Source organism: Chroococcidiopsis sp. CCALA 051, assembly GCF_003015105.1.
GTDB classification, from domain to species: Bacteria; Cyanobacteriota; Cyanobacteriia; order Cyanobacteriales; family Chroococcidiopsidaceae; genus Chroococcidiopsis; species Chroococcidiopsis thermalis.
In genome coordinates, this window is the sequence record NZ_PYCI01000098.1 from 1 (window position 1) to 24989 (window position 24989).

Consider the following 24989-nt stretch of genomic DNA (forward strand, 5'->3'; position numbering starts at 1 on the left):
CCCCTGTCCCCCTTCCCCGACTCCCGACTCCCAACTCCCTCTCATAAACCGCAAATAACTAAAACTCTCTAGCAAAGGATCTAATTTTTGTTCCCATAAGTCAGCAATTAACTTGGCAGTGATGGGTGCGAGGAGGATGCCGTTGCGATAGTGACCAGTGGCTAAGGTAAGATTCGAGCAAGGGCTGTTTCCTAAAATGGGTAGCTCATCAGGAGTCGCAGGACGAAAACCCCACCAAAATTCGCGAATTGGATAATCTTGTAACTGGGGATAGATCCGAATGGCTCGTTGCAGTAAAGCTTGAATTCCCGCTGGAGTATTGTAAGGGGTAAATCCTACATCTTCACTGGTAGCACCAATAATAATGCGGCGTTCGCGGCGCGGTACGATGTAGACATCTGGGGCATACAAAACCTGCTGGAGCATCGCATCAGCGCGATCGCTATCTGGTATTTGTACCGATAACATTTGCCCTTTTTTCGGGCGCACGGGTAAGGGTAACAACTCTGACGACCAAGCACCAGATGCCAGGATATAGCGATCGGCTGAGAAGTTGCCACTGGCAGTCTGAACGCCAATAACTCGCCCTTGATGCTGTAAAATGCCTTCAACAGCAATTCCATCGTGCAAATCTACGCCCAAAGATTCTGCTGCCGACCATAAAGCCAAACTCAAAGCCCGATTATCGACTTGAGCATCTTCGGGATACCACCAACCGCCCTCAACTGCTTCGCTCAATCCTGGTTGATAGAGGTGGATTGCCTCTTTATCGAGATAGTAAGCGGGGGAAGAATTATTTTCTTGTAGGGGCGCACAGCCGCGCGCCCCTACATCTTCATAAACAGGCGCGAGAATGCCGCAAGCCCAGTAACCTGTTGGCTTACCGCTAATTTCTTCTAGCTTGCGCGTCCATTCGGGGTAGAGCGATCGCGATCGCCAACACAGATCTAACATTGCCCCTGGGGGAATTTGCTCGGCTTGAGGCGCTAGCATTCCCGCCGCTGCATGACTTGCCGCAGCATGAAAATCGCGACAGAGTAAAGTGACAGATGCACCGCGCAATCTTAACTCAACGGCGATCGCCAAACCAACGACCCCGCCACCAATAATTAAAATGTCATTTGTCATTTGTCATTTGTCATTTGTGAGTTAGGCAAGAGGCGAGAAATTGAGCGATCGCTTTTACCTGCAATGCTTCGCCAGCCATTCTGTATATATCTCGAGTTCTCATAAACAGCTTCCCTCCGCTGGTATTACCCAGTCTCAGGTTCTAAGGGACTATCTCAGCCTGGTTCCCCAGACACCCCTAGCTATGGTTGACTATCCTAGCACGCGGATAAGAGGAAAATGTGCGCAGCTTCTCATGTTATCCCTATTGTCATAGTAGTTTGCTACATAAAACATCGACCGAAAAAGCGATGTATCTTCATCTCCATCAATAAACCCCTCAGCTTTCACTTTCTATAATTCCGAATTCCGAATTCCGAATTCCGAATTCCACACAATTTCCGTACCTTGTCCCCAGAAGCCGTCAAATTTTGTTACCTTTACATCACCTAAAACTTTTGTCTGGCACGCTAACCTTAGGTTGCGCGTGGGAGAATGGGGAGGAAGGGAGCGACGGGTTTTATCTTGCCAATTTGGTTCGGAAACTTCGCCTTCGACTAACACCGCACAAGTACCGCAACTGCCAATACCGTGACAATTGATAACTTTAGCGCCACCGTTGTACAACTCAATGTCATGCTTAAGCAAGACTTGTCGTAAGTTAGCGCCGCGATCGCATTCAATTGTTTTACCTTGAGCAATTACCTTTACCATATCCATGTTAGCTAGCGACTCCACCATCTAGTTCTACCTAAAATCAGAATATCGCTTTCTAGAGTTCGAGCTTTCCTGTGTTTGTTCTTGCCCTATGACCGAAGCATTACCCCTCGCCTCCAACCCAAACCAGATCTGGATTTACGATACAACCCTACGCGACGGTACGCAGCGTGAAGGCTTGTCTGTATCCTTAGAGGATAAATTACGCATTGCCCGCCAACTCGACCAATTGGGCGTTCCCTTTATTGAAGGTGGATGGCCTGGGGCAAATCCTAGAGACGTACAATTTTTCTGGCAGTTGAAGGAAGAGCCCCTCAAACAAGCCGAAGTCGTTGCTTTTTGTTCTACCCGTCGCCCCCATGTCAGTGCGGCTGAAGATTCACTCCTGCAAGCGATTCTGGCTGCTGGAACTCGTTGGGTGACAATTTTTGGTAAATCTTGGGATCTCCACGTTACAGAAGGGCTAAAATGCAGCCTGGAAGAAAATTTAGAGATGATTCGCGATACAGTTGCCTACCTTCGCAGCCAAGGGCGACGAGTCATTTACGATGCCGAACACTGGTTTGATGGCTATAAACACAATCGCGACTATGCCTTAAAAACGCTAGCAGCCGCGATCGCTTCTGGCGCAGAATGGCTCGTCCTGTGCGACACCAACGGCGGGACTCTCCCGCATGAAATTAGTTCTATTGTTCGCGACGTAGCCTCATTTATTTCTGTAGGGGCGCACAGCTGTGCGCCCCTACCCATTCCCCAAATAGGAATCCATACCCACAACGATTCCGATACAGCTGTCGCCAATGCGATCGCTGCTGTGATGGAAGGGGCGAAGATGGTACAGGGGACGATCAACGGCTACGGCGAACGCTGCGGTAATGCTAACCTCTGTTCTCTCATCCCTAACTTACAGCTCAAACTCGGATACCAATGCCTTGCTGACGCACAAATGCCTCAACTAACTGAAGTCAGTCGTTTTGTCAGCGAAGTTGTCAACCTTGCCCCTGACGAACACGCACCTTTTGTAGGGCGTTCTGCCTTTGCCCATAAGGGGGGTATCCATGTCTCGGCTGTAGAACGCAATCCCCTTACCTACGAACATATTCAACCAGAACAAATTGGCAATCGCCGCCGCATCGTGATTTCTGACCAAGCAGGAATTAGCAATGTCGTCGCTAAAGCCCGTACTTTTGGGATTGAATTAGATAAACATAACCCTACAGCACGGCAAATTCTGCAACGATTGAAAGAATTAGAAAGTGAAGGCTATCAATTTGAAGCTGCTGAAGCCAGTTTCGATCTCCTCATGCGCGAGGCTTTGGGTAAACGACAGCAATTTTTTGAAATTAAAGGCTTTCAAGTTCACTGCGATTTAGTCGAAGGGCGAACGAATACTAATGCCCTCGCTACTGTTAAACTAACTGTCAACGGTCAAGACATTCTCGAAGCCGCCGAGGGAAATGGTCCTGTAGCAGCATTAGACAGGGCGTTGAGAAAAGCTTTAGTTAACTTTTATCCACAAATTGCTCAGTTTGAATTGAGCGATTACAAAGTCAGAATTTTAGACGGACACAGCGGTACGGCAGCAAAAACTCGCGTTTTAGTAGAATCAAAAAACGGTCATCAGCGTTGGACGACCGTTGGTGTTTCTCCTAATATTTTAGAAGCTTCTTATCAGGCAGTTGTAGAAGGATTGGAATACGGATTAATGTTGCATATGATGGCAGAAATAGTATTAAGTACCTCTAGCTAGGCTAAAATTAGCTATTATTCGTCACCCCATTCAATTTCATTTTTTAGTGCCTGTAATGGTGTTAGAAGCATGTCGGCTATGTCCGTTCTTCCTCTAGATTTGTAGATATCTATAGCTTTTTGAAAATCTGCCACTGCCCCCTGTTTATCTTCTATTCCAGTTCTAGCATGAGCGCGGTAAATATAAGCTTCTGCAAACTCAGGATTGAGATTAATGGCTTGAGTAAGATCGTCAAATGCTTCTTTGTATTGACCTTTTCTACCTCGATCGATCCCTTGTTGATAAAATTCGTTGGCTTTCACTATATCTTTTAATTCTATTTTTAGAACGTTACATCTGAACTTCTTCAACAAGTTAGAATAACTAGAGGTTTTTCTCCCATTCAGCCTCTCTTCTTATATGCTGAACCATATCGAGAACGATATTATATCTTTGTGTATCTCCCCTATCCTTATATATATTCAAAGCCTTATTGAGGTCTTCAAAACCTCCCTGTTCATCTTCTGTTAAATATCGAACGGTAGCACGAGAAACATAAGCCTCTGCAAAATCAGGATTGAGATTAATTGCTTGAGTATAATTAGAAATTGCTTCCTTATAAAATCCTTTACGACCTAATTCAATTCCCTGATGATAAAGTTCGTTGGCTTTCATTGCAATTCTTAATTTCTTCTCGTCATTACGCTTTTTGCATAGAGGGTCAAGGCTAACTATCTTGCCATCTGAACCAATTATAAAGCAACCTGGATACTCTTGAGCTGTTGATACATTTTGAAGAAAAGATAGAATCGACATTGTAGTAGAAAAAACAGTAACAACCAAATATAAAAACTTAATCATTATTTGTATCACCTATATATAAAATTTACATTACTATTTTTGCTTTTATCTATCAAAGCATAATCAATTTTATAAAATTACTGTAATTCTACCTAATTTAGCTAGCAAGTGCGAGTAAATGTTTTCAGCAAAATTACACTTATAGTATTGAGAAAAATAGAGTTAAGTTTATTTTGTATTCTTGTTTTGCTGCTCTATATTTGAGCGTTTATCTTTGTCAGTCTATGAAGATATCTACACTTTGCACTAGCTACTATCAGACTAGGTATTCCAATTCCAGAAAATACCGAAAAATTTGAATCACCCCAAAGGAGAGACAAGACAAATGGTAAATTAGTAAACGTAGTACCAGATGGTGTGCTTCCACTTGTAATTCAAAACCTTCCTTTGGGTTCACCTTTAACATATGACAAGAGCGTGTTTTATGAAGTTAAAGCATTAAGTGGAGGTCTACTACCCCTAGTTATGATGATTACTAAATTCTAGGTTTTCTTGATGCTCTTAGTAGGAGTGATGTAGCAGATGCAGGAAGAATACCAGCAATGATTTTTCTTACTACCGCAGATGTAAGGGAGATTAGCACAAAAACAAGGTTTGAGGCTTCTACGAAACGTGTTGGTGTCTGGCACTCTATAGGCTGTGAAGTTCCAGGTAGTTTCAATAACCTCCAGCTTGGTCAAGCTTCGCTGAGAAATCCTGAAGTTTATATTCTCAATCTAACGCTTCCAGAATCAATAGTTCCTGGAATGCCTGGAAGACTTTTCTTGAATCCATCAAATTCAGATCCAGATTAATTAATAGACTAGAGATTATCTGAGCTATATCTCAATCCAAGCATAGGGCTTAGTGTTATCATTGCCCTATGCTTTATTTATAGCCTTTTTCAATTCGATGAAATACAAGATCTGTAGGGGCGCACAGCTGTGCGCCCCTACGAATGTATCGCATCATAACGAGAATCGCTATATATTCATCCAAATTAATGCTTTTACCTCGTTATTACAATCAGACAAAAATATGGTTCTAGAACAGAAAAGAGGGATTGAATCTATTGACTTAAATCAAACTTTTGTTTTTGTTAAAGCCCCAATAGAATCTGTCGCATCAGCCTTTGTTCGAGTAAGACAAGCGAATAGATGGGAACAGGATGTGTACGATCGCGAAATAGTAACTACAGGTCAAGGCTTTATTGTATTTCAATTTAGAGAACAAACTTGGACATCAATTTATAACTTCGGTTTTGTACCAGGTTGTACTCCACTCGAAAAAAAAGATGCTCAAACTCTTTCTAGTCTGCTGCAAACTCGCACAGTTTACTATAGAGTGAGCGATACGGGTGGCTATATTGGGTATGAATTATATGAAAACGGCAACTTTATAGAAATGTTAGACTTTGAAGAAGATATTTCTTTTTACTTCCAATCTCAAAATCGTCAGCTTCGACGCGAAGACATGGGAAGTGTATACGGATTTATTTATGATTTTATGGTCGAGCAAGATATTTATATCCCAGCTATACGTCGAGTTGAGAATCAGCAAGGTTACGTGCGACTGCTGGGTCCTGAATTAGAAAATTTAGAACGCAGTGACTTTGAACGAATAGACTACCTCACGCTAGGATAAAGACATGCTAGAGGCGCACAATTATAAAGGCGCACGGCTGTGCGCCCCTACAATAGAAAAATTAATGGACAGACTCAATAGGTAATTCTGCACCCGCAGGAGAACGTAAATCTTCTACCATTTCTTGTACGGCGATTGGCGGTGGTGGAGTCAGGCGTGAAACCACCAGCGTGACGATGAAGTTAATTATCATCCCCACCGTACCAATTCCTTCAGGAGAAATCCCAAATAACCAAGGTTGCATTCCGTAGAATTTTACCCCGACGATGTAGAATAGGGTGAAGATTAGACCGACTACGATACCTGCGATCGCCCCTTCTCGATTCGTTCGTTTGTCAAAAATCCCGAGAACAATGGCAGGGAAAAAGCTAGCAGCAGCTAACCCAAACGCAAACGCTACCACTTGCGCCACAAAACCCGGCGGATTAATCCCAAAATATCCCGCCAGCACCACGGCTAACCCGACCATAATCCGACCGACAAACACCCTTTGGGTTTCCGAAGCGTTGGGATTAATGATGCGGTAGTAAATATCGTGCGCCACAGAACTAGAAATCACCAACAGCAAACCACTAGCCGTAGATAAAGCTGCGGCTAATCCCCCAGCAGCGACCAGTCCGATGACCCAAGGGGCTAACCTAGCCACTTCTGGCGTAGATAAGACAATAATATCGGGGTCAATCGTGATTTCGCTTGTATTTTTATCTGGTGTTAGCTCAATTCGTCCGTCATTGTTCTTGTCGTCAAAGGTTAATAACTTGGTTTTTTCCCATTTATTTGCCCAGTCTAACTGTCGCACTTCGGTAATTGGCTGGTTGTGCAAAGTGCTAATTAAGTTGTAACGGGCGAAAGTTGCCAAGGCGGGAGCGCTGGTATAAAGTAGGGCGATAAATAACAACGCCCAACCAGCCGAATAACGTGCTGCCCTGACATTAGGAACCGTGTAGAATCTAACGATAACGTGGGGTAGTCCTGCCGTTCCCACCATCAAGGCGAGGGTAGTGAACAGCACGTCCAACTGAGATCTGTTAGCAAATGGTTGCGAGTACTCTTTAAAACCCAAATCCAACTGAATTTGATTCAGCTTGCCCACAATATCGCTAAAAGTAAAGGCGAGTTGCGGAATTGGATTGCCAGTGAGAATATAAGCGATCGCCGCTGCGGGAATCAAATAAGCCACAATTAATACACCATACTGGGCTACTTGCGTCCAGGTGATGCCTTTCATTCCGCCCAAAACTGAGAAGAACGCCACCACCACCATCCCGATAATCACGCCCGTGCTGATATCGACTTGGAGAAAGCGGCTGAAGACAATTCCGACACCCCGCATCTGTCCGGCGACATAAGTTAAAGAGACAAATAAAGCAGCAACAACCGCGACTAACCTAGCCGCATTAGAATAATAGCGATCGCCGACAAAATCCGGCACGGTATACTTGCCAAACTTGCGCAGATATGGAGCAAGTAGGAGTGCCAGCAACACGTAACCGCCAGTCCAACCCATTAAGTAAATCGAGCCATCGTAGCCCAGAGTCGAAATTAACCCCGCCATCGAGATAAAAGAAGCCGCCGACATCCAATCTGCCGCAGTTGCAGCACCGTTTGCAATCTGAGGGACATTTTGCCCAGCGACGTAAAAGCCGGAACTATCTTTGACGCGCGATCGCCAACCGATGTAAAGATACAGTAGAAAAGAGAGGGCAACTAAAATAATCGTCCAAAGCTCTGCTGACATGATTTTCCCTCACTTTCTAATTCCATATTTGCGATCGAGCTTGTCCATCTGAAAAGCATAGATAAAAATCAATACTACAAAAGTTAATATCGAGCCTTGTTGCGCCATCCAAAAGCCGAGAGGGACGCTACCAATTCGGATTGCATTCAAGGGCTGTGCTAACAGGATGCTAAACACCAGGGATACCAGCGCCCAAACAATTAATAGATTCCGAATTAAAGCCGTGTTTGCCCGCCAGTATGCTTCTTGTCTATCTCTATCCATAGTTTTATAAATTGAATTTGTGAAATGATATGAATTAAGATGTAAAAACGCAAGGCTTTGGCTGTAAAAATAGTTTAAAACTTAACAATCTAATCATCACAAAAAAAGTTTGCTTTTCAGTTGCAAGAAAGCATGAATTAACTGACAAAGAAATTAAAACTTAAAGACAAGTAAACTGAGGCAACGACAATTTTTTGGTATAACGGCGACTTAATCAAAACAAATGTCATCGAGTTAGCGGTTGACGATCCAGGTTTATTGTATGGAGCAACCGTGTTTACTACGCTACGAATTTATTGTCAGTCGCTCGATCGCCCCTTGACGAACTGGAAAAGGCATTGCGATCGCCTCCGCACCAGCATTCAATTCCTATACTGGCAAGAACCAAACTGGCAAAAAGTCCGACAAGGAGCAGAAATTTTACTGCAAGATTTTCCCGTATTGAGAGTCACAATCTTTCCTGACGGCAGAGAGTGGATAACAGGGCGATCGCTACCAGGGGACTTGACAGAAAAGCAAAGACATGGAGTAGCAGCCAGCTTAATATTCGGAGAAGAAGTTCACCGCTTTCTACCCACCCATAAAACAGGTAACTACTTGGGTGCGTGGCTAGCCAAGACAAAAGCCCAACACATAACAGCCAGCGAAGCAATTCTTGTCGATGCCAACGGTAACTGGCTAGAAACCAGCACAGGTAATTTGTGGGGATGGCAAGACGGTAACTGGTGGACACCACCACTAGAAGCAGAAATTTTACCAGGAGTCATGCGATCGCAACTGCTTGACTGGCTCAAAAATCAAAACCAACAAGTTATTGAACAACCCTGGACACCAGACGTAGTTGCAAAAATGGAAGCGATCGCCTACAGCAACAGTATTGTAGAAGTTATTCCCATCCACACCATATTTGAGGAGCGAGGAGTCAGGAGTGAGGAGCGAGGGCAAGAAAAAATAAATCAGCTAAACTACAACCCCCATCATCCAGCTTTGACGAACTTACAAAAACTATTTCAGCACGAATGAAATCTTCCTATTCCTCTTAGCGCCTCTGCGTCTTTGCGCGACATCATCTTCCCCTACTCCCATAAAGAGAAGCCCCACCCGCCGCAACCGTCACCAACGCGATCGCCATTACTGCCCGTAACTCCAAAGTTTCCCGCAAAACAACAAAACCAATCACAGCCGCCGCCACAGGCTCCAAACTCAACAACACGCCAAACACCCTTACAGGTAGCCACCGTAACGCCTCTAACTCAAACGAGTATGGAATCGCCGAAGACAGAATCGCCACCCCAAACCCAATAAATAACATTTGTGGATTTAACAGCGCCGAACCACCCGTAATCACTCCAATTGGTAAAATGACGATCGCCGCCACCGCCATCGCCAAAGCCAGTCCCACACCTCCAGGAACAACCCGCCCCACTTTAGCAGAAAGGAGAATATAAGCCGCCCAAAATCCCCCCGCCGTCAGCGCCAAAATAATTCCAGTGAGATTGACAGTCAAACCACCAATTGGAGCCAGCAACACGATCCCGCATCCAGCCAGCAACACCCATAACAGATCGAGCAAGCGCCGAGAATTGGCGATCGCCACTCCCAATGGTCCGATAAATTCAAGCGCCACCGCAATCCCAATCGGAATCCGCTCGATCGCTAAATAAAATGAGAGATTCATCAAACCCAAAGACAAACCAAATAAAATCAGCACCCCGTAGTTTTGACGCTGAATGCCCTTAATTTGCGATCGCCATAGCACCAGCAACACCACCGCTGCAAAACCCACCCGTAACAGCACTACAGCAGCAGGACTGAGCGTACTAAACAACGTTTTCGCGATCGCCGAACCTAACTGAGTCGAGGCGATCGACAGCAGCACCAAACTTGTAGGCGATAGAGTAGGCTGAGAACCAATCTTTTTCATCGTTCACCAACATCGTCGATCGGAGTGCGATCGCGTAACCCCAATCAACCATAATTCAACATCAGCCGCTGCAACAAATCACCCCTAAGAATAGTGGCTAGTGGCTAGCACTTAGTGGCTGGAAACTGAATTGTTATGTCTAGCCGCCAGTCACCAGCCACCAGTCACTGATAATTGATACCTGACAAGTGGCAAGTTTCTAAGGTAGATTAAAATTAATTAACATAAGAAAAAAACGCCCTTGCCCGTAAGCTTTAGGAGGCTAACCCTCGGTGAATAAACGGTGGAGAAACGCAGGGCTGTACGCATTACTGGCAATTGTGGTCATTGCGCTGGGAACGGCGTTCTTTGACAAACAGCCTCAGAGTCGAGAGACATGGCGATACAGCGATTTCATACAAGCAGTTGAAAAAGGTAGAGTTGCTCAGGTTAGACTTAGTGCCGATCGCACCAGGGCGCTTGTCAAGCCTCAAGATGGCAGCCAAGTCATCGTTAATTTACCCGATGACCCCGAATTAATTTCGATCTTGACGGAGAGAGGAGTTGATATTGCGGTTCTACCTCAAACTGATGAAGGTTTTTGGTTTAAAGCCCTAAGCAGCTTATTTGTCCCCGTCTTGCTTTTAGTTGGCTTATTCTTTTTACTACGCCGCGCCCAAAATGGTCCTGGCAGCCAAGCAATGAACTTTGGCAAGTCTAAAGCCAGGGTACAAATGGAGCCACAAACTCAGGTAACATTTGGCGACGTGGCTGGAATCGACCAAGCCAAATTGGAATTAAACGAAGTTGTAGACTTCCTAAAAAATGCAGATCGCTTCACCGCAGTCGGGGCGAAAATTCCTAAAGGTGTATTGCTAGTTGGACCTCCAGGGACGGGTAAAACCCTGCTGGCTCGTGCTGTAGCGGGTGAGGCTGGCGTTCCCTTCTTCTCAATTTCCGGTTCTGAATTCGTTGAAATGTTCGTTGGTGTGGGTGCGTCTCGCGTCCGCGACCTATTCGAGCAAGCAAAGGCAAACGCACCTTGTATCGTATTTATCGATGAAATCGATGCTGTCGGACGGCAGCGGGGTGCTGGTTTAGGTGGTGGTAACGACGAACGGGAGCAAACCCTGAACCAGTTACTCACCGAAATGGATGGCTTTGAAGGCAATACTGGAATCATCATTATTGCTGCGACTAACCGCCCAGACGTACTTGATGCAGCGTTATTGCGTCCCGGTCGTTTCGATCGCCAAGTGGTTGTAGACCGACCCGATTACGCCGGACGTTTGGAAATCCTCAAAGTTCACGCCCGTGGCAAGACTTTGGCAAAAGACGTAGATCTAGACAGAATTGCCCGTCGTACCCCAGGTTTTACAGGTGCAGACCTATCGAACCTATTGAACGAAGCTGCAATTTTAGCTGCTAGACGTAACCTGAGCGAAATTTCGATGGATGAAGTCAATGACGCGATCGATCGCGTGTTGGCTGGTCCTGAGAAGAAAGACCGCGTGATGAGCGAGAAGCGCAAGCAACTGGTCGCCTATCACGAAGCCGGTCACGCTCTAGTAGGGGCGCTGATGCCAGACTACGACCCCGTACAGAAAATTAGCATCATTCCTCGCGGTCGCGCTGGTGGTTTGACTTGGTTCACACCTAGCGAAGACCGGATGGACACCGGACTTTACAGCCGTTCGTATTTAGAAAATCAGATGGCTGTAGCTTTAGGTGGTCGGATTGCCGAAGAAATTATCTTTGGCGAAGAAGAAGTCACCACTGGTGCATCCAACGACTTACAACAAGTCGCTAGAGTCGCCAGACAAATGATTACTCGTTTTGGTATGAGCGATCGCCTCGGTCCGGTTGCTCTCGGTCGTCAACAAGGTAATATGTTCCTCGGACGCGATATCGTTGCCGAACGCGACTTTTCCGAAGAGACAGCCGCCGTCATTGACGAAGAAGTGCATCAGCTCGTTGATACCGCTTACAAGCGAGCAAAATCAGTCCTAACTGACAACCGTGCCATTCTAGATCGGCTAGCCCAAATGCTAGTAGAGAAAGAAACTGTAGATGCAGACGAACTGCAAGAGTTGTTAGCAAATAACGATGTTAGAACAGCTGCGATCGCATAGTTGTTCAAAACATCAACATTAGTAGGGTGGGCAAGGCTCACCTTTTTTTTATTTCAATAGTAGGGTGGGCAAGGCTCACCTTTTTTATTTCAGCAAGTAAGTGTTGTCATAGGGCAATTTCTGGGAATACTGAAAAATAGTAGTGTAGAGACGTTACATGTAACGTCTCTACAAAATTACCAACAACTACCAACTACCAACTACCTATTACCAACTCCCAGTAACTATTATCCCTTAAACACCTATGTCCATTCAACAACTTCAACCCGCCAACCAGCAAGAATTAAGAGTTTACCTTCCATATTTTCAAGGCAATAAACGTAATATCTTACCTCTTGCCATCAGTTTGTTTAAAAAAGGAGTGATGGAAGGACAGCGTAGAATTGAAGGCGCGGATGGTATTCCCTTTATAGCAACTTGGAATATTTCCACATTACCAGCAGACCTGATCCGGTGTCGGCTACAATTTGATGGTAATGCCGAGTTGAGTTATGAGCTGCTAATGCAAAGCTCGGAATATATCGATCATTTAATCGATGTCATTCTCAATTTTCAGCGCAGCCGCAGTACAGATTTTTCTAAACCTTTTTACCGCAAACTACTCCGTATTGAAGAATAGCAAATAGTTATTTTTATGAGTAGTTCTGAGCAATTAGCTGCTAGCGATCGATAATTGGTGGTGCGATCGCTTGAGGGTGAGAACATAGATTATATCCCCCTCAATTCCCTTTAGAAAGGGAGACTTGTAAATTGTGATATTGAAACTTGGATTAGATTTTCTAGCAGCGATCGCATTTTATACTTGTCTGCCCATTCCTAAGTTGAAATTAGACTTTCAGCGCGTAGCGCGTCTTGTACCGCTGGTAGGTTTGATTGTGGGTGGAATTCTGGGATTGTTAGATCTGGGCTTATTTTTATTAGGCGTACCCATACTAACTCGCAGTGCTGTAGTTGTCGCGAGTTGGATGGCGATTACTGGGGGACTGCACCTAGATGGTGCAATGGATACTGCTGATGGCTTGGCAGTACAAGATCCGCAAAGACGCTTACAAGTCATGGCAGATAGCGTTACAGGTGCGTTTGGAGCAATGGTGGCGATCGCCATCCTACTATTAAAAATATCAGCCTTAACCGATCTCGATACTTATCGCCCTTTAATATTGATGGCAGCTTGTGGTTGGGGACGATGGGGACAACAAGTCGCGATCGCCTGTTATCCTTATCTCAAACCTACAGGTAAAGGAGCGTTTCACAAAGCAGCGATTCGGTCTTATTGGGATTTATTGCCAGGACTGTTATTATTACTCGGTCTTAGTGGAGTACAAATCTTGCTAAACCGCGATCGCATTGTAGCGTCTCTTGCTATGGCATTAGGTGGAAGCACGATCGCGATTGTAACTGGAGCTTGGCTCAATTATAAGTTAGGCGGTCACACGGGAGATACCTACGGCGCGATCGTAGAATGGACGGAAGCTTTATTTTTGTGCTTGCTGACAGCTTTTTGACAGTTATCAGTGAAGAAAAGGAGCAGGGAGCAGGGAACTGAAGGAGAAAAGTACACTAGTAGCTAACCTACTCACAAATGACAAATGACAAATGACTACTCACTACTCACTACTCACTCCTCACTCATTTAATCCCGAATTGTCCGTCCTTCGATTGCAGGATAAGGTAGATCGGGAATGGAGTTCCACAATGCAGATGGTTTGTCTTTAATGACAAGAGGAACTTTGGCTGGCATTTTGGGATCGATAACAGGAATTTTGGACTGGTTAGGACCTGTTTGTAGATTGCCAGGAGCGGTAGTAGGATGGCTTGTATTCGTAGTCTCAGGTTTGGTGGGAGTGGGAGATGTCTTCTTGTTGCACATTTGAGAAAGATCCACTTGTTTACCATCCCGAGTTTGAAGGTAGCAGAGTAGCTCGTTAGCACTGGCACTTGAAATAAATGCGGTTGCAACGACCGATATTGATGTCGTGACTAACCCTAATAATAGTAAGTATTGGTTTTGCTTATTTATCATTGATGGCAATCGAGGTAATCTATGGAACAGGGACTGCGGTGTCGTTAGTTGCTCCTGTTTGTCTCAGTTTGAGAATAGCTGGCATAAACCGCTCTAGAGGTACTGCCGTACTAATCGGTCTACCATCAACAGCCGTGGCGTAGCCGTTATTCAAAGCCATAGTCCGAAAGTCCACTTCCGAAACCGCAGAAAACATAGACGAACCAGAGGTTCCTTGCATGATGTCACAGTCGTGTATGAGGATTTCTAACTGTGGATCTTTAGCCAAAATATTACAGCCAGCTTGCAAGGCTGGTAAGTACCCTTGATAATCTTTCAAAGCTGGATCGGTGGGCCAATCAGTAGGATAACCGATGTAGTTTGTAGGCTGACCGACAACAGTGTCTCCTGCTTTGCTAATGTCGTTTGGGTTCCACTCGACGTTACCATACCAACCCGTGGCATCCCCTAAATTTGTGGTGAACCGGACAATTGCCCAATCCCGTCTCCATTCTTCTATGTTCTTAGGAAAAGCTTGCAGCCCTGTCCAGTAAGCGTCAACATTTGCTATAGCTAATTGAGTCGTGCCATAGCGTACGACATAAGCTTTGGCTTGTACTGGTATCTTTCCTTGTTCGTCCCGTACGCAATGGCTATTTGTCAATCCAATATTACGACCTACAACGGTAAAAGTACAAAGTTTGTACTGCCCGTTTGCCATCCGAGATTCTAGCTGCCCCACTGCTTTACGAGGCGCTACTGTCAACCACTCATACGCAGGTAAAACACGGTCGTCTTGCCCGATGATATATGCTTGTGAGGATTGGAGTGTTGGCGCGATCGCTCCCAAACAACTACCGAGCGATAAGATAGTGGCAGTTAACCTACGGTTTTTCGTCAAAAACTTTAAGCAATTAAGATTTTTACTCATAACGAGTCCCTTCATCCATAATCCTTAATTTGTGGATGAAAGCTAATACATAAGGTAGATGACATATTTCCTACCGTTTACTAGCTATTTACCCAATCTTCACAGTAGAGTTAAAGCCTTGGTAAGGCAACAACTTTTTATGTCAATTTAATGACTAAAACTCGGGTATAACCTGTAGGATGTGAATTTAAGGTATAGCTAGAGAGGGCGATCGCGGTAACTCTCCGAACGGAAAATATTTACTAATATGCATTGCACCCGAAATCTTTTACATTGAGGAAGGAATACATACTTCACCTCTACGACTCCACCCAAGACAGTTGGCAACAGTCGAGTGGTGAAGCACAAGACGCAACGCAGAGGGAACACCCAATATGCACCTGAGTGAAATCACCCATCCTAATCAGTTGCACGGTTTGTCGATTCGTCAATTACAACAAATTGCTCGTCAAATTCGCGAAAAACACTTGCAAACGATCGCCGCTAGTGGCGGACACCTGGGACCAGGGCTAGGCGTGGTGGAATTGACCCTAGCGCTATACCAAACATTAGACCTCGATCGCGACAAGGTGATTTGGGATGTCGGACATCAAGCCTATCCGCACAAGCTGATTACTGGTCGATACAGTGAGTTTCACACTCTCCGGCAGAAAGATGGAGTCGCTGGCTATCTCAAGCGCTGTGAGAGCAAATTCGACCATTTCGGCGCGGGTCATGCTTCTACGAGTATTTCTGCTGCACTGGGAATGGCACTGGCACGAGATCTCAAGGGGGATAAATTTAAAGTCGCAGCAATTATTGGTGATGGAGCGCTAACAGGTGGTATGGCACTTGAAGCGATCAACCACGCCGGACACTTGCCTAAGACAAATTTACTCGTGATATTGAACGATAACGAGATGTCAATTTCACCGAATGTTGGTGCAATCTCTCGTTACTTAAATAAAATGCGTCTTTCTGCACCAGTACAGTTTCTTGCCGATAATTTAGAAGAACAAGTTAAACACATTCCCTTTGTTGGCGAATCTCTCACCCCCGAACTGCATCGGCTTAAGGGTGGCATGAAGCGGTTAGCCGTGTCAAAAGTTGGAGCAATCATCGAAGAACTCGGATTCACCTATCTCGGACCAGTAGACGGTCATAATCTGGCAGAATTGATTGCGACCTTCGAGCAAGCACATCACATCCAAGGACCAGTACTCGTCCACGTTGCAACAGTTAAAGGGAAAGGTTACGAGATTGCCGAAAAAGACCAAGTGGGATACCACGCCCAATCTCCCTTCGACTTGACAACGGGTAAAGCCATACCCTCCAGCAAGCCCAAACCCCCTGGCTACTCTAAAGTTTTTGCTCATACTTTGGTCAAACTTGCCGAAAATAACCCCAAAATTATTGGGATTACGGCAGCAATGGCAACTGGAACGGGACTGGATAAACTGGCGAGTAAGCTACCAAAACAATATGTCGATGTTGGGATTGCCGAACAACACGCCGTCACTCTAGGCGCTGGCTTGGCTTGTGAGGGAATGCGTCCTGTAGTGGCTATCTACTCGACTTTCTTGCAACGTGCCTACGATCAGATAGTCCACGATGTCTGCATCCAAAATCTACCCGTCTTTTTCTGTATGGACAGGGCGGGAATTGTGGGGTCTGACGGTCCGACGCACCAAGGTATGTACGATATTGCCTACCTGCGCTGCTTGCCCAACATGGTTTTGATGGCTCCCAAAGACGAAGCTGAGTTGCAGCAGATGGTCGTTACTGGAGTTAACTACACTGATGGACCGATCGCCATGCGTTATCCACGTGGTAACGGTTACGGCGTTCCCCTCATGGAGGAAGGTTGGGAATCCTTGCCAATTGGGAAAGGGGAAATCCTCAGACATGGGGACGATCTCTTACTGATTGGTTTTGGTGCGATGGTTCACCCTGCGATGCAAGTCGCAGAAATTTTGCGCGAACATGGGATTGAAGCCACGGTAATTAATGCTCGTTTTGCCAAACCCCTAGATACAGAGCTAATTCTACCTTTGGCAAAACAAATCGGGCGCGTCGTGACTTTAGAAGAAGGCTGTCTGATGGGTGGGTTTGGTTCTGCGGTAGCCGAAGCTTTACTCGATGCAAATGTTGTCGTTCCTGTCAAGCGAATTGGCATACCAGATACTTTGGTAGATCACGCCGAACCAAATGAATCGAAAGCCGATTTGGGTTTGACCAGTCCGCAAATTGCTGAAACCGTGCGTCAAGCGTTCTTCAGCCAGCAGTTATCTCCTGTAGGTTCGTAATTTTTGATTTTGAGGTGGGCGATCGCCCACCTTTTTTATATTGGTAATTGGTAATTGGTAAATAGTCATTCCTCATTCGTCATTTGTTATGAGTGAGTAGAGTAGGTAGTGAGTAGTGATATATAAGAATTTATATCCAGCTTCTCCTGGCTTTTGACTTTTGACTTTTGACTTTTCCCTAGCCCCTAGCTCTCTATGATCTCTAGTCCTACCCACGTCTACCCTGTAATTTGGTACGAAGGCTCGGTTTTACTCATCGACCAAACGCACTTGCCAGCCGAGTATGCCTTTGTGGAAATTCATCGCTGTGAAGATATGGCACAGGCAATCAAAACGATGATTGTCCGAGGCGCACCAGCAATCGGTATCGCTGCTGCCTACGGTATGTACTTGGGGGCGCGGGAGATTGAAACCCACGATCGGGAGCAGTTTTTGTCGCAGCTAGAGCAAGTGGCTCAGATGTTGCGAGCAACCCGCCCAACAGCGGTAAATTTATTTTGGGCGATCGCTCGCATGTTAAAAACTGCCTACGAAACGATCGGCACGGTTGAGGAAATTCGCCAAGTTTTGTTAACTACAGCACAGACAATTCAAACCGAAGATTTACAAACTTGTCAGGCAATTGGCGATCGCGGTCTGGAACTCTTGCCAAAAACTCCCGCTCAACTCAATCTCTTAACTCATTGCAATGCTGGAGCCTTAGCAACCGCAGGTTATGGTACGGCTTTGGGTGTTGTGCGTTCTGCTTGGTCTTGTGGTAGGTTATCGCGCCTCTATGCCGATGAAACTCGCCCTCGTCTCCAGGGGGCAAAACTAACTGCTTGGGAATGCGTCCAGGAAGGGATACCCGTTACGGTAATTACAGATAGTATGGCTGCCCACTGTATGCAGCAAGGTATGATTCACGCCGTTGTGGTGGGCGCTGACCGCATCGCCGCTAATGGCGATACGGCAAATAAAATTGGCACGTACAGCTTAGCTCTGGTAGCTAAGGCACATGACGTTCCTTTTTATGTTGCCGCACCCGTAGCAACAATTGATTTTGCGATCGCAACTGGTCGAGAAATCCCAATTGAGGAACGCGATCCGGTTGAAGTCTATCAGATTGACGATACTATCTTGACTCCAGCAGGCGTGGAATTTTACAACCCAGCTTTTGACGTAACTCCCGCTCATTTGATTACAGCAATTATTACCGAGCATGGGGCATTTTCTCCCAGTCAGTTGCAGCAAGAGTTACAGCATAAATATGTAGCATAGAGAAGAGAGAGTCGCGGAGCAACTTCCAATTCACGCATTCACGCATTCAAAACTAATTCCGAATTCCGAATTTTGCATTCCGAATTCTCCACGCACCACGCACCACCTTCTTGATGAACACTTCAAGCTCAGATCCCTGGATCGGTCGTTTTATTGGCGATTGCCGACGCTATTATCTAGAACAGCGCATCGGTGCGGGTGGTATGGGTAACGTTTATCTAGCTATGGATACGCGGCTGGGACAGGAGGTAGCGCTGAAATTACTGAGAGACACGCTCGCTGTCTCGATTCCATTGCATAAACGTTTTGAGCGCGAGGCGATGCTTTGTGCTGCCCTCAAAAGCGACCATATTGTCGATATTAGTGACTACGGCGTGACGGAAGAGGGATACCCTTTCTACGTGATGGAATACCTCGTTGGCGAAACACTAGGGCAACTCCTACGACGAGAGACACGATTGCCTGTAGAACGAACGATTGAAATTGCCTGTCAAGTCTGTGCGGGACTGCAACTCGCTCACCAAGGTGTTAGGATTCGGCGTGAGGGAGTTGTCACCACGAGCGATCCGATCCAAATCGTTCACCGCGACCTCAAACCCGATAATATTTTTCTGATCCCAACCGCTTTAGGGGAGTTAGTTAAAATTCTCGATTTCGGGATTGCTAAAATCCGCGATGAAGCACTAGAGTTAACTAACCTGACCAGTACGTTCTTGGGTACGTTCCGCTACGCTGCACCGGAACAGTTACAAATAGAGAAAAATATCGACGGACGGGCAGATATTTACAGTTTGGGGATGATTCTCTACGAGATGCTGAGCGGTTCCGATCCATTTGGCTTCGGAACTGAAGCCCGCAAAACGAGTGGCGTGTCATGGGGAATTGCCCACACTTCCCAAATGCCTCAATCATTGCGATCGCAACCTAAATGCGCACACTTGTCGGTCGAGCTAGAAGCAATTGTCATGCGCTGTTTAAACAAGCAACCAGAGCAACGCTTTGGCTCAGTGATGGAATTGAGTGCGGCACTACAATCCGTGCTACCAACTTCTTTGGGGCATACTGCTGGTTTTATCCATTCTCAACCCACCAAGGAGGCGATCGCCCCAAATTCAGCAAACTCAGCTACAGATGAGAGAAAGCCTATACCGCCATCAGTAACTTCCCCCTCGTCCAATCGAACTCAGACTCCTCAAACGCGCATATTCGATCTGCACCAACATCAACCCAAGCAGTATACGCCGCTAGCTCATCGCACCGATGCCATAAACTCAAATCCAACCGACTCGAATCCAACCGACTCAAGACGAGCGCAACAGTTGAGCCAAACTCAGGTGCAAAACCCTCCCGTTGAGCAAAATAGTCGCGAACCACAAAGAACTAGAAGAAACTTATGGTTATTGTCTAGTGCAGGCTTTGTGTTAGGAGTAGCAGGAGTGACACTTGTGGCTGGCATTTTCTATTTGTATTTTTTGCTACCTCAATCCAAGCCTCCAACTCAATCCCCTTCAACGCCACCCGCATCACCACAACCTCTGGAACCGTGGTAAGTAAGCGATCGCGCCATAGCTCCTCAAAATACGCATACAAGCAAAGTATAATAATTTACGAAAAATAATCAAAAAATTCTTAAATTTCTTGCGAACAGGTAGAAAAAAGGTACTATTTTCTATGGAAGTTAAGAAAAATTGAATAAATTATTCGAGACATTTCACGAAAATTTAAGATGTCAGTCTGTATAGAGAGTGAGTAGTGTAAGGAAAGTCATAAGTCGTGAGTCGGAATTAACCGATAACTTTGTACAAACGTTACATGTAACGTCTCTACACTGATGACTGATAACTAATAATTAAAAAAGTTCCTCATGAAATTTAAATTTCCAATCTTTGTTTTAGTAGCTAGCTTGACATGTGCCAGTGTCATAGGATTTCAGGATCGAGTAGGGGCGCAGAATACCAGTCGTAGTCAAGTATCTTCACAAAATACCTCCAATCAGGCAACCACTTTTATTTGCGTCCGTTCTGGGAATGGCTTTGCTACAGTTGCAGCTAGGGGAAATCAACGCTCTGCACCAATGATTACCTGGCAAAGACAAGTCAGTGCAGAATATACACCTCAAGAACGCTGTCAGCTAGTTTCCCAGAAGTTGACTAAAGCAGTTGCCGCGAATGGTGGGAGACTAAGTAATTTACTACTGACAACTGGAATCATTAAAAATGAGACAGTTATCTGTTATGTCAATTCTGGTGCTAGCTGCGATACAAGCAATACGCTATTTACCCTCTCTCCAGAAAATGCTAAAAACCCTGGTGCAGCTTTAGCCAATTTGCTGCGTTTCGGTCAGCGTGCCGACTATTCGGCAATTCGTGAGAGTGCTGGCGGTGAAGGTGAGACTGCACCTACTGGCGCTATTGATATTGAAGCAGCAGTAGAGGAGGCTTTTTCAGCTGGTTACGAATCAGCGGGTACAGGCGCAAGTGAAGCATCTCCCGTGCAGCAACCTAGTAACTCTCCTGCAAATAGTAGTTGGTAGTTGGTAATTGGTAGTTGGCGAGAGGCAAGAGGTAAATTGATTGTTAAAGTCTTGGTAAGTACACTGATAATTGCGAGTTTAGCGTATATTTCTATACTAAAAAACTCCGAGCAAGCCTTAGCGCGATCGCGGTCTCAGCCGATGCTGATGAGTCAGGTTACAAGTGTAGAACCCGCCGTAGCGATCGCAGTGCCAGTAGTTGCCAGACAAGTGACTGTACGAATTTTTGCCGCTGCTGCTACAGGATCGGGCGCGATCGTGCGGCACAAAGGAGAAACGTACACCATATTGACCTGCGCTCACATTGTGGGTGAGGGTGAGGACGAGCGCTTCACGATTCTAACCGCAGACGGACAAAAGCATGTAGGCAAGCGGTTGCGATCGCCTGTATTGTCTGGATCGGATTTAGCCTTGGTAGAGTTTACCAGCAAAACAGCATATCAAGTCGTGGCGATCGCCGATACCAAAGCTGTAGCTGTCGGTGATTCCATCTATGCTGCTGGATTTCCTAATTGGCAATGGACGAGTGCGGATGCAGTCGAAGACACTAGAACTTGGGGTATTAAAGCCTTACGAGTGACGGAAGGTGAAGTAGCAATGCTACCAGAAAAATCTCTACAGGAAGGATATCAATTGGGTTATACCAACGAGATCGATCCAGGGATGAGTGGTGGACCAGTTTTAAACCGCAAAGGGCAACTCGTTGGAATCAACGGACGCTTGAAATACCCGCCTCAAGGTATTAGTGCATTTACATTTACTGATGGCTCTGCACCATCCGAGCAAATGTACCAGCAAATGGAAGCATTGAGCTGGGCAATTCCCACTACAGCTTTTTCGCAAGCACTGAAGTGAAGAAGTCACAAGTCAGAAGTCAAGATGAACCGATAACTGATAACTGACAACTGTACGGGTGGGTATGAAGCGAAGATTATGGCTAAAGCCCGTGAAACTGCTTGTGCGCACCCGCACGGACAGTTTGCTCAACGGGGGATACCCCCGCACGCAACTGTCCTCCCCTACGACAACTGATAACTGATAACTGATTTATGAAAACAAACTTTACTTATCCTCTTTTGACCGGAACGGTAACTTTAGTAGTGTTAGTAACGAGCCATAATTTAGCGCTGGCTCTATCTCCTCAAGAAATTGTCAAAATTGGCAGTCCAATGACGGTGCAGGTCAATCCTCCGATGGGAGTTAAAGATGGCGGTTCTGGAGTGATTATTCAACGACAGGGCAATACTTACACTGTCTTGACGTGCAATCATGTTGCTTTAATGCCTGCACCGCATACGATTCGTACTCATGATGGTCAGAGTTATGCAGTTGTGAGTACGGAAAAATTGCAAAAAAGCCCGAATGACCCCGATTTGGCATTGGTGACATTTAGTAGTGCGGCTGTATACCCGGTTGCCAAACTAGCGCCGTCTAACGTGCCTGTAGGAGCAGAAATTTTTGTCATGGGCTTCCCTGCTTTAGACCGGAAATTTGGTGCAGACCGCGATTTTGTCTTTTCGCCTGGATTCGTGACTAGTCGTCCCAGCAGTGCGCCAGAAGGCTATACACTGCGTTATAACTCAGTGACAAAAGGTGGAATGAGCGGCGGTCCTGTCTTTGATATTGATGGTCGAGTCGTTGGGATTCACGGGTTGGGAGGTAGCGATCGCGTAGATGTGAAGCAGCAGGGCAGCGACGCGACGATGGCGGTAAATATGAAAACTGGTTTTAATGGGGCAATTCCGATTAATACGTTTTTGGCAATGCGATCGCAGATCCCTCAAGCTCCAGCAGTCGCGGTGGATACTGCCCCCAGTACGGATAAACCAGCTCAAAGGTTAGAAAATCCCAAATCTGCTTCAGACTTTTTCGCTAAAGGATCGGTAGAACGCGATCGCGGCGATCGATCCAGAGCAATTGCTAACTACACTCAAGCGATCGCCCGCAACCCCAACTACGCCGACGCTTACTATCAAAGGGGAAACGCCCGTTACGACCAAGGAGACAAGCAGGGGGCGCTAGCAGACTACGACCAAGCGCTGAAATTTGACCCCAACTATGCCAATGCTTATTATCAACGGGCAGTCATTCTTTACAATCGGGGCAACAAACAGGAAGCGCTGTCAAGTTTCGATCGCTACATCACTCTCGTTCCCAACGACGCTCAAGCCTACCATAGTCGCGGTGCGATTCGTCGCAGTATGGGAGACGGTCAGGGAACGTTTGACGATTTCGATCGCGTCGTCCGGCTCGAACCGGATAATTCTAGGGCATATTACAATCGCGCCTTAGCTCGGACGATGTTGCGAGACTCTAAAGGAGCGCTGGATGATTTTAGCCATGCTTTAAATCTCGATCCTAGTTGGACGACAGTGTACAACAACAGAGCAATTCTCCGCCGCCGCTTAGGAGATCGAGAAGGAGCAGTTAACGATTTTAGTAAAGTCATTAGCATAGAGCCGAAAAATGCCGAAGCTCATTACAACCGAGGTCTCGTGCGGCGCGATTTAGGCGATCGCCAAGGTGCGATCGAGGACTTACAGCTGGCTGCTAATATATTCCAACAAAAAAACGACAGCACGAATTATCAAAAAGCATTGGAGAAAATTGAGAGCATTCAAGCAATGCCCGTAATTCCCGCAGTACCCGCACCTGTAGTGACTCCAACAACAACTTCACCATCAGATAATTCCACCAATCTCAATCAACCAACTAACTCTCAACCAACCAACTCTCAACCAACTAACTCTAGCGATTCAGGTAATATTCCCGAATCTGCCGCACCAGCGCAACCCGAAAATAACTCAACTTGGTAGTGGTTAAGTCAGTGTAGAGACGTTACATGTAACGTCTCTACACTGACAACTGATGCGTCAGCTAGTTCAAAATGATGAGAAAATACTTAAACAACTCATCATAGAAATTTACAGCTCGTCATTATGGCTCAGATTCAGTTTTCTAAAGGTGTTACCGAAGAAACAGTCCCAGATGTACGCTTGACGCGATCGCGAGATGGGAGTAATGGTACGGCAACTTTTTATTTTCAAAACCCCCAAATTTTGAGCGAGGGTAGCAATGAAGAAGTGACGGGGATGTACTTGATTGATGAAGAAGGGGAACTTGTGACCCGCGAAGTCAAGGGAAAATTTATCAACGGTAAACCAGAAGCCATTGAAGCGATCTACCTGATGAAATCGACCGAAGAGTGGGATCGGTTTATGCGGTTTATGGAAAGATACGCCAACGAACACGGCTTGGGATTCAACAAATCGTAGTTTTTTAGAAATCTGTGACACATCAGCCTCACCCTGACATACCAGGATTGACAGTCAGTTGTGCTGTTATCACCGTCAGCGATACCCGTTCCCCAGAAACAGATAAAAGCGGTCGCCGAATCGAGCAATTGCTCGTAGCAGCGCGTCATACTGTGGGATTTTATGCGATTGTTAAAGACGAACCAGAGCAAATTCGATCGCAGATAGAATCGTTCAGCCAGCGTGTAGATTTAGATGTGGCAATTTTTAATGGGGGTACGGGTATCGCCCCCAGAGATACAACCTACGACGCGATCGCCTCTTTGCTAGAGAAAACTTTACCAGGATTTGGCGAATTATTTCGGTATTTAAGCTATCAAGACATTGGTTCCCGCGCCGTAGCTTCGCGGGCGATCGCGGGGGTACATCAAGGTAAACTCATTTTTTCGCTTCCAGGTTCTACTAACGCCGTACAAATGGCAATGGAAAAGCTGATTTTGCCAGAGTTGACTCATTTAGTCAGACAGTTACGCAAGTAGTTGGCGATCGCCGATTGATGCGCAGACATCTAGCAAAAGATATATAGCAGTTTTCAGTCACATGAGGTAACAGATCTGTAGGGGCGCACGGCTGTGCGCCCCTACGAATGT

At 45.9% G+C, this 24989-nt stretch carries 23 protein-coding genes and 1 riboswitch; of the genes, 14 read left to right on the plus strand and 9 right to left on the minus strand.

Translation table 11 applies throughout. The annotated features are described in order from the left end of the window. Both thiO and C7Y66_RS21020 read right to left on the minus strand, forming a co-directional pair. On the minus strand, positions 1-1128 hold a 1128-nt coding region (gene thiO / locus C7Y66_RS21015; RefSeq protein WP_199197548.1), incomplete at its 3' end, for a glycine oxidase ThiO. 94 nt (positions 1129-1222) lie between these two features. After that, positions 1223-1318: riboswitch (TPP riboswitch) on the minus strand. Between the two features lie 143 nt (positions 1319-1461). Beyond that, the gene (locus C7Y66_RS21020; protein ID WP_106547105.1) at positions 1462-1821 is read right to left on the minus strand and encodes a 2Fe-2S iron-sulfur cluster-binding protein; all 360 of its coding nucleotides are present in this window, start codon (positions 1819-1821) and stop codon (positions 1462-1464) included. 94 nt (positions 1822-1915) lie between these two features. Here C7Y66_RS21020 and cimA point away from each other — a divergent pair, with 94 nt between their 5' ends. Then, a complete protein-coding gene (cimA, locus tag C7Y66_RS21025; RefSeq protein WP_106547089.1) occupies positions 1916-3574 on the plus strand; it encodes a citramalate synthase in 1659 nt (552 codons plus the stop codon). Between the two features lie 14 nt (positions 3575-3588). On the opposite strand, the gene C7Y66_RS21030 is transcribed toward cimA, so the two are convergent. Beyond that, complete coding sequence (locus C7Y66_RS21030; RefSeq protein ID WP_106547106.1) at positions 3589-3876, minus strand: hypothetical protein; 288 nt, start codon at positions 3874-3876, stop codon at positions 3589-3591. Positions 3877-3937: 61 nt separating this feature from the next. Continuing rightward, positions 3938-4414, minus strand: coding sequence for a tetratricopeptide repeat protein (locus C7Y66_RS21035; RefSeq protein WP_106547090.1), 477 nt, complete (start codon positions 4412-4414; stop codon positions 3938-3940). Positions 4415-5305: 891 nt separating this feature from the next. Between C7Y66_RS21035 and C7Y66_RS21045 the strand changes: the two genes are divergently transcribed. Then, complete coding sequence (locus C7Y66_RS21045; RefSeq protein WP_146149833.1) at positions 5306-6037, plus strand: hypothetical protein; 732 nt, start codon at positions 5306-5308, stop codon at positions 6035-6037. Positions 6038-6098: 61 nt separating this feature from the next. Here the strand turns inward: C7Y66_RS21045 and C7Y66_RS21050 are convergent, their stop codons facing one another. Beyond that, positions 6099-7775 (minus strand): sodium:solute symporter family protein, encoded by a 1677-nt coding sequence (locus C7Y66_RS21050; RefSeq protein WP_106547092.1) that lies wholly within the window; start codon positions 7773-7775, stop codon positions 6099-6101. Between the two features lie 9 nt (positions 7776-7784). After that, positions 7785-8039, minus strand: coding sequence for a DUF4212 domain-containing protein (locus tag C7Y66_RS21055; protein WP_106547093.1), 255 nt, complete (start codon positions 8037-8039; stop codon positions 7785-7787). A gap of 189 nt (positions 8040-8228) precedes the next feature. On the opposite strand from C7Y66_RS21055, the gene C7Y66_RS21060 reads away from it, so the two are divergent. Continuing rightward, positions 8229-9062, plus strand: coding sequence for an aminotransferase class IV (locus C7Y66_RS21060; protein ID WP_106547094.1), 834 nt, complete (start codon positions 8229-8231; stop codon positions 9060-9062). Positions 9063-9105: 43 nt separating this feature from the next. Here C7Y66_RS21060 and C7Y66_RS21065 read toward each other — a convergent pair whose 3' ends face one another. After that, positions 9106-9963, minus strand: a complete 858-nt coding sequence (locus tag C7Y66_RS21065) for a DMT family transporter (RefSeq protein ID WP_106547095.1) — start codon at positions 9961-9963, stop codon at positions 9106-9108. A 272-nt stretch (positions 9964-10235) separates the two neighbouring features. On the opposite strand from C7Y66_RS21065, the gene ftsH3 reads away from it, so the two are divergent. From ftsH3 to cobS, 3 genes are all read left to right on the plus strand, one after another. Beyond that, positions 10236-12074: an ATP-dependent zinc metalloprotease FtsH3 gene (gene ftsH3 / locus C7Y66_RS21070; protein WP_015156116.1), complete on the plus strand. Its 1839-nt coding sequence runs from the start codon at positions 10236-10238 to the stop codon at positions 12072-12074. Positions 12075-12318: 244 nt separating this feature from the next. Continuing rightward, entirely contained in the window at positions 12319-12693 is a 375-nt protein-coding gene (ebsA, locus tag C7Y66_RS21075; RefSeq protein ID WP_106547096.1) for a type IV pilus biogenesis protein EbsA, read from the plus strand. Between the two features lie 133 nt (positions 12694-12826). Then, positions 12827-13579 carry an adenosylcobinamide-GDP ribazoletransferase gene (gene cobS / locus C7Y66_RS21080; protein ID WP_106547097.1) on the plus strand — a complete coding sequence of 251 codons (753 nt, stop codon included), beginning with the start codon at positions 12827-12829 and terminating at the stop codon, positions 13577-13579. A gap of 128 nt (positions 13580-13707) precedes the next feature. Here cobS and C7Y66_RS21085 read toward each other — a convergent pair whose 3' ends face one another. Together C7Y66_RS21085 and C7Y66_RS21090 are read right to left on the minus strand one after the other, a co-directional pair. Beyond that, positions 13708-14097 (minus strand): hypothetical protein, encoded by a 390-nt coding sequence (locus C7Y66_RS21085; RefSeq protein ID WP_106547098.1) that lies wholly within the window; start codon positions 14095-14097, stop codon positions 13708-13710. 19 nt (positions 14098-14116) lie between these two features. Continuing rightward, positions 14117-15022, minus strand: coding sequence for a serine protease (locus tag C7Y66_RS21090; protein ID WP_106547099.1), 906 nt, complete (start codon positions 15020-15022; stop codon positions 14117-14119). Between the two features lie 359 nt (positions 15023-15381). Between C7Y66_RS21090 and dxs the strand changes: the two genes are divergently transcribed. The 8 genes from dxs (at position 15382) to C7Y66_RS21130 (ending at position 24878) form a co-directional block, all read left to right on the plus strand. Continuing rightward, positions 15382-17292, plus strand: coding sequence for a 1-deoxy-D-xylulose-5-phosphate synthase (dxs, locus tag C7Y66_RS21095; RefSeq protein ID WP_106167820.1), 1911 nt, complete (start codon positions 15382-15384; stop codon positions 17290-17292). Positions 17293-17487: 195 nt separating this feature from the next. Next, entirely contained in the window at positions 17488-18552 is a 1065-nt protein-coding gene (gene mtnA, locus C7Y66_RS21100) for an S-methyl-5-thioribose-1-phosphate isomerase (RefSeq protein WP_106547100.1), read from the plus strand. A 113-nt stretch (positions 18553-18665) separates the two neighbouring features. Further along, on the plus strand, positions 18666-20102 hold the full coding sequence (locus C7Y66_RS21105; RefSeq protein ID WP_106547101.1) for a serine/threonine-protein kinase: 1437 nt from the start codon (positions 18666-18668) through the stop codon (positions 20100-20102). A 314-nt stretch (positions 20103-20416) separates the two neighbouring features. Beyond that, positions 20417-21085, plus strand: coding sequence for a COP23 domain-containing protein (locus C7Y66_RS21110; protein WP_106547102.1), 669 nt, complete (start codon positions 20417-20419; stop codon positions 21083-21085). Continuing rightward, the gene (locus C7Y66_RS21115; RefSeq protein WP_233222778.1) at positions 21086-21940 is read left to right on the plus strand and encodes a serine protease; all 855 of its coding nucleotides are present in this window, start codon (positions 21086-21088) and stop codon (positions 21938-21940) included. 194 nt (positions 21941-22134) lie between these two features. After that, positions 22135-23901: a tetratricopeptide repeat-containing serine protease family protein gene (locus C7Y66_RS21120; protein ID WP_106547103.1), complete on the plus strand. Its 1767-nt coding sequence runs from the start codon at positions 22135-22137 to the stop codon at positions 23899-23901. Positions 23902-24024: 123 nt separating this feature from the next. Further along, on the plus strand, positions 24025-24360 hold the full coding sequence (psb28, locus tag C7Y66_RS21125) for a photosystem II reaction center protein Psb28 (protein WP_015156105.1): 336 nt from the start codon (positions 24025-24027) through the stop codon (positions 24358-24360). A gap of 14 nt (positions 24361-24374) precedes the next feature. Continuing rightward, complete coding sequence (locus C7Y66_RS21130; protein WP_106547104.1) at positions 24375-24878, plus strand: molybdenum cofactor biosynthesis protein B; 504 nt, start codon at positions 24375-24377, stop codon at positions 24876-24878. Positions 24879-24989: the final 111 nt, after the last annotated feature.